The sequence below is a fragment of the Vibrio sp. 10N.222.55.C6 genome, assembly GCF_041473395.1.
In the GTDB taxonomy this organism is placed as follows: Bacteria; Pseudomonadota; Gammaproteobacteria; order Enterobacterales; family Vibrionaceae; genus Vibrio; species Vibrio crassostreae_C.
Genome location: NZ_JBFRSD010000882.1, coordinates 1 through 391, shown reverse-complemented (window position 1 = coordinate 391; position 391 = coordinate 1). Strand labels below are relative to the sequence as shown.

At 47.8% G+C, this 391-nt stretch carries 1 protein-coding gene; it reads left to right on the top strand.

Annotated elements, in window-relative coordinates; genetic code table 11:
• Positions 1-249, top strand: a 249-nt coding sequence (locus AB4486_RS26685) for a substrate-binding domain-containing protein (protein WP_372119782.1), incomplete at its 5' end; no start/stop codon positions are given.
• Positions 250-391 lie beyond the last annotated feature (142 nt).

The window sequence follows — 391 nt, the reverse complement described above, 5'->3', positions numbered from 1 at the left end:
CTCGCTATGGGCGTCTTGGACAGCTGTCGCGATATCGCTCGTATCCCAGTGCCAGAACAGTTAAGAATCGTTGGCTGTGATAATGTTCCCCAAGCGGCGTGGCAGGGTTACCAGCTCACAACCATTGCCCAACCGGTCAATGAGATAGCCAAGACCGTGATGGAAAAGCTCAACCAGATCTGGTCAAATCAACACGGTACTCAAACCTACACCCGCATTTCTCCCATATTGAAGGTACGCAGAACCTGATTTGGCATTTATTCAGGCTCTTAAATGTCAGGCTGTGTATAAGCTATTGCAGTAAAGCCAGTTGTTAATTGTTGCTATTCGCTTACATCGGTACATTCGCATCCGCTTGGTTCTCTGGCATCGCATCAATAAAAGCGGGTAA